This is a genomic window from Streptomyces sp. NPDC017993, from assembly GCF_044328065.1.
Lineage (GTDB): Bacteria > Actinomycetota > Actinomycetes > Streptomycetales > Streptomycetaceae > Streptomyces.
Map to the genome: position 1 here is coordinate 1 of NZ_JBIRGO010000055.1, position 6535 is coordinate 6535.

Annotated in this window: 5 protein-coding genes and 1 pseudogene; all 6 read right to left on the reverse strand. The window is 67.5% G+C overall.

From position 1 onward, the window contains the following. Positions 1–405: 405 nt before the first annotated feature. Entirely contained in the window at positions 406–2904 is a 2499-nt protein-coding gene (locus ACH4FH_RS38695; protein ID WP_398560671.1) for a type VII secretion system-associated protein, read from the reverse strand. Next, the gene (locus ACH4FH_RS38700; RefSeq protein ID WP_398560672.1) at positions 2901–3311 is read right to left on the reverse strand and encodes a hypothetical protein; all 411 of its coding nucleotides are present in this window, start codon (positions 3309–3311) and stop codon (positions 2901–2903) included. Before ACH4FH_RS38700 ends, ACH4FH_RS38695 begins: the two co-directional genes overlap by 4 nt. Then, on the reverse strand, positions 3308–5125 hold the full coding sequence (locus ACH4FH_RS38705; RefSeq protein ID WP_398560673.1) for a putative T7SS-secreted protein: 1818 nt from the start codon (positions 5123–5125) through the stop codon (positions 3308–3310). The genes ACH4FH_RS38700 and ACH4FH_RS38705 overlap by 4 nt, the downstream gene beginning before the upstream one ends. Further along, the gene (locus tag ACH4FH_RS38710) at positions 5125–5736 is read right to left on the reverse strand and encodes a hypothetical protein (protein WP_398560674.1); all 612 of its coding nucleotides are present in this window, start codon (positions 5734–5736) and stop codon (positions 5125–5127) included. Before ACH4FH_RS38710 ends, ACH4FH_RS38705 begins: the two co-directional genes overlap by 1 nt. Then, positions 5730–6206 carry a hypothetical protein gene (locus ACH4FH_RS38715; RefSeq protein WP_398560675.1) on the reverse strand — a complete coding sequence of 159 codons (477 nt, stop codon included), beginning with the start codon at positions 6204–6206 and terminating at the stop codon, positions 5730–5732. Before ACH4FH_RS38715 ends, ACH4FH_RS38710 begins: the two co-directional genes overlap by 7 nt. 244 nt (positions 6207–6450) lie before the next feature. Next, positions 6451–6535 (reverse strand): annotated as a pseudogene (locus ACH4FH_RS38720) (IS5/IS1182 family transposase); the annotation flags it as partial.

The following is a 6535-nucleotide window of genomic DNA, read 5'->3' on the forward strand; positions in this document are numbered from 1 at the left end:
ACGGCCCAGCCATACATGCTCTGAACTGGTCCCACTGGCGCAGACGCCACCAAGCCACCGCCCGACGCTGCCACTACCGAAGAAGGAACAGCTCAGGCAACGATTTCTAACTGGAGTACTAGTACGCGTAGAACCTTGTACTCCTCGTACGTTCCGGCAGTACACCCCGACCATGGCCCTGACCTGCGGTTTCAGTGGCCGCTCGGGACTCTCGGATGCCCAGGGACTTCTCAGGGACATTCGATTGCGGACCTTGGCTCGATGATGGAACTTGATCGAACCACTCGTCCATGACGGAGAGGCCCCGCTTGTCTGCCTCGGGCATGAAATGAGCGTAGTGCTCCAGCGTGGTCTACGGCGAGCTGTGCCCAAGCCACTCCGCGCGGGTCTGCTGCAGATTGGGCGTCAGTCTGCAGCAGATTGGGCGTCACGCCAGGACGGCAAGAGCTCGTCGAGGAGGGCCTCGGTGCGGGGCGGGAGGCTACTGGCGCCGCCGCTGTGCTCGTGATTGCGGGCAATGAGCGATGCTGCTGTTGATTCGAGCTTGGCCACATCGCCTGTGGCGTGTGCGGCGCGTAGGAGTTCGTTCCAGAGTCGCTCGTCCGTCGGCGTGGTGGTCAAGGCCGTGTTGAGGGCGTTGAGCGCTGGTGTCGGATTGCCGGCCTCCAAGTGGTGGGCGGACAGGGCCAGTGCGACGTCTGCCACCAGTAGGGGCAGTTGGACCTCGCTGATCTCGTGGGAAAGCCAGGTGTAGCGGCCCTGTGGGCGGTTTGCGAGCAGGGGGCCGCGGGCGAGTGCCAGGGCGTCGTTGAGCAGGCGTTCCCGTATGTGTGCGTTACTTGCGCCTCTGCCCGCGGTGGCCTCGTAGTGGAGGGTGCGGAGCACGTCGAGGTCGGAGACGACGGACGGCGCGAGGGTGAGCCGACCGGTGGTGTCGGTGCCGAGCCGCGGGGTTCCGTCGGAGTCGCTCCCCAGCCAGGTTCGCAGCCGTTCGATGAGGGGGTCACGGACATCCTCGGTTACGCCTTGGGGCCACAGCCAGGAGGCCAGAACGCGCGGGTGCACTCCTTCGCGATGGAGTAGGAGCATGACCAGCGCCTCGTGGAGAAGCGGGCTGTGCTCGGCGTCAGGTGCGTCGAGGCCGGTGATCTCGTAGGTGCCGACCAGCTGTGCGTACACCGCGGGTCGTCCGCTCGGGGTGATGTCGACCATGAACTGCGGGGTGCTGGGGTCCGGGTCCCGGTCGTCGTCGGGTGTGGCGCCGGCGAAGAGCTGGACCACGGCATCGTACTGGGCCTGGGGCAGGAGCTGTGCTTGCAGTTCCAGGCCGAGGAGTGGGGCCAGGAGGCGTCCGTCGGGGGTGATTTCGAGTTTCCAGGTCGCGCCTGGCAGGCCGTTCTCCTCGGTGGCGGCCAGGTAGCTGATGCCCAGTCGGCCGGATTCGGCAACGAGCTCGGCGATCTTCGCTGCCTGATCCTCGGTCGGCTGTGCGGCGAGGAGGACCAGGTCGGGCGCCCATTGGGTCTGCTGTGCGGAGCCGGTGCGGCCGGTGAGTACGGAGTCGTGGCCCGCCGTGGCGAGGGCACCGCGCCGCTGCCGGGTTTCAGCGTCCATGGTTTCCAGGAGGGCTTCGATGTCGTCGAAGTGGCGGACGCGGGTGGGGTCGAGCGTGGTGAGTTCCGTGCCGAAGCCGACGAGGGTGACTGTCATTGGGTCCGACCAGCCGCTGGTGGCGAGTTCCGCGGCGACCGACGTGAGAACGGCACTCCGGTCCGCGTGCGTGCCGGTGAGTGAGACGAGTCCGGGGACGGCTTCGAGGTTCAGCAGCAGGCGCGCGCCGTCGAGGCTGCCGAGGCTGACGAGGCCGGGGTAGGGGGCGGCAGTGCCGGTGTCTGTTTCGTGCACCGGGATGTCGGCCCGTTGGATGCGCCAGAACGTCTCGTTCTGACCGAGCTGCCATGGCGCTGGGGGCTTACCTGCGGGATGGGCGAGCTGGAGGGTGAGCTCGCTGTCGGTGAGCCAGGCAACGTAGACGGTCGGCAGGGTGCGCGATTCGACGGTCAAGGCCGACGCCAGTCCCCTCAGAGCATGGTCGAGATCGCGTACGGCCTGCGGGTCAGCCCCAACGAGCAGCGCATCTTGGGTATCGGCGGCGACACCCGTTGGCTGGCGAAGCTCCGGGGCGCGGCGGCCCTTGGCGCCCATGGCGGACTGCCACAGGGCCGTGCGGCGTCGGCGGCCGAGCGCCGCGAGCAGGCCGGCGGCGAGCAGCGGGGCATCCACGAGGGCCTCGGGGAGGCCGAAGGACGAGGTGGAGGGCGAAGAGTTGGGGCCGGCCTTCTCGCCACCGACTTGATTCCCGGCCTCGCCCGGGATGGTCAGGCTGATGCGGTGGCCGGGATTGAGGCGGATCGGGAGGCCGGTGGCGGCGAGGTGATGGCCGGTGGTCTCTTGCCACTGGTGCCAGGTGTCGGGGGCGTGGGTGGGGTGGGTGAAGGCCGGGATGTAGCGGCTGCCGTCGTCCTCGACGATGGTGTAGAGGCCGGTCTGCCCCTCCTGGGTGAACAGGATGAGCGTGGCGTCGCGGAAGGCCGCGAGGAGTTCCTGCTCGCTGCCATACCCGGTGACGGCGCGCTGCAGGGCTTCGTCCAGGGCGGTGACAGGGGACGGGAACTCCAACGCCATCGGCGACGGGCGGTAGTTCGGGTTGTGCTTGAAGGAAACGAGCTGGCCGGAGCTGCCGACGGACCAGCCGCCGACGATGCCGTACGGGGGGACGGCGCCGTTGGGGTCGAAGTACGGGTCGATCGCGTACACGTAGCCGCCGCACTGCTGTGCGGCCTGGGCGCGCAGAGCCTCGGTGACCGGGGGAACGGTGGGGGCAGGGCCGGCCGGGGTGGTCACAGCGACTGGCTCCACTGCTCTTCGAAGGCGATCTGCTCGGCGACAGTGGCCAGCGTCTCGCGGGGTGCGGGTTGGAATGTCTGGATACGATCGGCGCTGGTGGGGCGAAGGCCGGGCCTGAGGCGGTAGACGAGGAAACCCCCGGTCCCACGGCACATCCCGGAGGGCCAGGTGTCGCGACGCGAGCCGTTGACACCCAGGAGCCACCCCTGGGGTTCGATCTGCTCGCGGATGTGGGTGAGAGCCTCGAAGCAGTCATCTGCTCTGCCGGTGACATGCCCCCAAGGGCCGTCGGCGAGCACGGTGAAATCGCGGTTCTCGCCCTCCCAGTGCAGGACGGCGTCGGCCTGCTGGTCGCCGTTGAAGGCGAGGACTTCGAAACGGTCGGGGACCAGGTAGCCACTCATCGGGTCCATCCTTCGGGCAGTTGACTGGCGGGCGGTGCTTCAGGGGCGGGATCGACGGGCCTTTTGGGGATATGAGACTCGTATTGGGGGTTCGGCATCCATTCTCCCTTGGTCCCGCCGGGGAGGATCTCCCAGGCACCCTTGATGTGCCTGCGGTCAATGCCCCCGGCGAAGGCGATCTCCTCCTCACCTCGGTACTTGTTGTTCGGCAAGGTCTGGTTGACGTCGATGCCGCCGGGAGCATCCACCTCGTACCGGTATTTGGTCAGCCAGTCGGCATCGGCGTCCTTGGTGGTGCCCACAAAGGCCGACGACTGGTTGCCCTCCACATAGCCATAAAGGTCTGCGTTGGACGAGTCGCGTGGATGGAAGCCCTGGTCGAAGATCTCCTCGGGATGGCGGTTGTCGTTGCGGTACAGCGGCTCGTGGTCTTCGCGCCACACCGGCTTGTGGCTGATGCTGTCGATGTCGACGCTCTTGTCTACGGCTGCGGGGAGGCTGCGAGGGTCGTCCGGGTCCAGATCCCTGCCCGCCCCGGCGGGGTCATCGGGGCGCTCGCCCCCATCATCGGCGCGCTCGGCCACATCATCGGAATGCGTTGCCGCATCATCGGCATGCCGAGCTGCGTCGGCCGCGTCATCGCCGTGCCCGGCGACGCCGGCGGAGTCCTTTGCGGCGGTCTTGGCGGCGTCTTTGGCGGCAGCGCTTTCCATGCCGTGGGCGGCGGCCTTGGCTCCGACCTTGCTCACGGCGCCTCCGCCGCCGACGAAGTTCGTCGCGAAGGCGCCGATGGCCTGGTTGCGGTCGGTGCCCCAACCCTCGCCGATGAAGCCCTTGACCAGCTCGGTGGGGTGGTTGGCAGTGTGAATCAGGCCGCCTGCGACACTGGTGAGGTTGGTGGCGTAGTCGGCCGGGTGGGTCAGGTTGTAGGGGTCCTGGGGGTTGACCGTGCGGACCAGGCGCAGCAACGAGGTGCCGGTCTTGATGATGCCGCCCAGCTGGTGCTCGGCCCCGACCAGCTGGTTTTTCACCATGTTGCCGGCTTCGCGCTTTATGCGGTCAAGGCCTTGGGGCTCGGCAGGTGCCCGGCAGGTGCCTCGGGCGAGCTTCGCGGCCAGTTGGGTGCCGGCGCTGTCGCGCTGGCTGCGGGCTGTCTTGAGCAGGTGCTCTGCGGACTTGCGTCCCTCGGTGCCGGGGTCGTGGAACGGGCCCGGCTCCTGCGGAGGCTGGTGCTCGGCGGCGTCGGCCTGCTGGTTGTAGTCGTCGACCTTGCGCTTGTACTGCTCCACGGCCGCCGCGGTCTGCTTCTGGGCCTGCTTCCACCGCTCGACCGCCTCGCGGGCCTGCTTACCCGCCCACTCGACCGTGTCGGCGTAGTGATCCAGCGCAGCGGCCGCGTCCTCGAACGAGTCGGCGGCGGTCAGCCAGCGCTTGGGGTGGGTCTGCACCTTCTCGCGAAAGCGGTCAGCGGCCTGTCCGTGCCAGTCCGAGGGATCCATCTTCCGCAGCGCAGAGCCGGTACGCTCGAAGGCCGCGCCCAACTTCTTCACGTTCCCGGCGGACTTACGGATGCTGCTCGCGTCCCCGTGCAGCAGCAGGGCGGGGTCGTCGGTCTCGTTCAGCTCCAGCTCGCGGGTCTGGGCACCCAGCTCGTTGGCCGCCCAGGAGCCGGCTGCGTCGGCCTTGTCCGCCCAGTCGTGTGCGCCCGCTTCATCAAGCAGCTTCGAAGTACCGTGGGCGACGGTCTGCACCCCGTCGGCGAAGGTGTCGCGGGCCGACTGGGTGGCGCGGTCCAGATCGTCGAAGAGGCCCATCACTCCCCCTTCGCCGCAGTGTCGGCGTCTTGCTCGTCGTCGTCACCGCTGAAGGGTGCGGAGCCAACGGCCTTCGCCACCCCGATGTGGCCCCCGGTCACTCCGGTCTCAGTGACGTCCGTCCAGGCGTTGGAGAGGTTCTTCCGGCTCTCCTGGGAAGCGTCCTTGAAACTGTCCATGGAGTAGTCGGGGGTGTAGGCGTCCTTGATCTTGCCGCCCACCTGGCTCCAGGACATCTTCTCCGCTTTCTCCGAGGTCAGCGTCGGGTCCGCAGTCGCGGACAGCACAACGTCCTTGAGGACGTCCGTGCCGTACTCTTCCGCCTCCTCGTAGTAGCCCGCGTTCAGATCCAACGTCCCGGCCACGTCATCGCCCTCGTCCAGGAGCGCCTGGACCTCCCAGCCCCAACGCTTGGCGAAGTCGTCCAGCATCTGAGAAGCATCGGAGTGCCCCATCACGGTCGGCGACACCGACAGATCGGAGAAGCCCTGACCCGTGGACGCCTCAGTCGCATCCGTGATCTTCTTCAGCTCGTCCAGCGCATCGTTGATGCCCTTGGACACCTGCTTCAGGATCTGCGGGTCGACCCCGAAATCGCCACCGCTCACCATGCGGCAAGCTCCCCCTTGGCGACGGATTCCCTATCGAGCGCAATCCCATCCGGCACGATTCCGGACACGGGTGGCAGGAAGGCGCGAAGTCCGGAGGACACGTCCACCACGACCCCCATCGGAACCCGATCCCGCTCCACCAGCTCAGGAAGCAGCTCCTGCAACAGCTCCTCACCGCCCACGCGCAGGTAGCGTACGTACCGGGCCAGTTCGGAGGGCAGTTCGTCGGGCTTGGCCGTCTCCCACTTCTGCTGCAGAAAGGCGTGCATCTCACCTGTGCTGGTGAACGCGAACAGCCAGCGAAGGTCGTCCAACTCGCCACTCCACACGGTGCCCTCACCGAGCAGGGGGAGCAGAAGCTCCGCGCCCTGCGCGGCCTCGACCAGCGCCTGCGGATCCCCTTCACCTCGTAGGAACGCGGCCATCTGCGCGCGCAGTTCCGCCGTCCCTGTCGACAGCTCGCTGCCCATCCGGTTCCGCACCCCTGCTTGTGTCGACCTGTCACGACTTCAGCGCATGCCAGGCAGCTCGGTACGTGTCAGTGACCACATGGCATGAGCAGGTCAGATACTAGATTGACGTCTGCGATCATCGCGAATCGGGAGAGGACGCGAGTCCTTCCCGTAGGCGCAATCGGCAAGCCCCTGCGGAGGTGGTGCCCTTCTTCACGAAGCCGGTGTCGTCCACGATGCTTCCTAGGGCGGGTCCGCAAAGTCATGGGAGCCACAGTCGGAGGCAGGCGAGGGTGACCAGGGCTTTGTAGTGGTGGGCTCGTTTGTCGTAGCGGGTGGCGAGGGCT

Excerpts from the sequence above, each read along its gene's own strand:
- ACH4FH_RS38710 (WP_398560674.1), bottom strand. The coding sequence starts at position 5,736 with ATGGTGAGCGGTGGCGATTTCGGGGTCGACCCGCAGATCCTGAAGCAG.
- ACH4FH_RS38705 (WP_398560673.1), bottom strand. The coding sequence starts at position 5,125 with ATGGGCCTCTTCGACGATCTGGACCGCGCCACCCAGTCGGCCCGCGAC.
- ACH4FH_RS38715 (WP_398560675.1), bottom strand. The coding sequence starts at position 6,206 with ATGGGCAGCGAGCTGTCGACAGGGACGGCGGAACTGCGCGCGCAGATG.
- ACH4FH_RS38700 (WP_398560672.1), bottom strand. The coding sequence starts at position 3,311 with ATGAGTGGCTACCTGGTCCCCGACCGTTTCGAAGTCCTCGCCTTCAAC.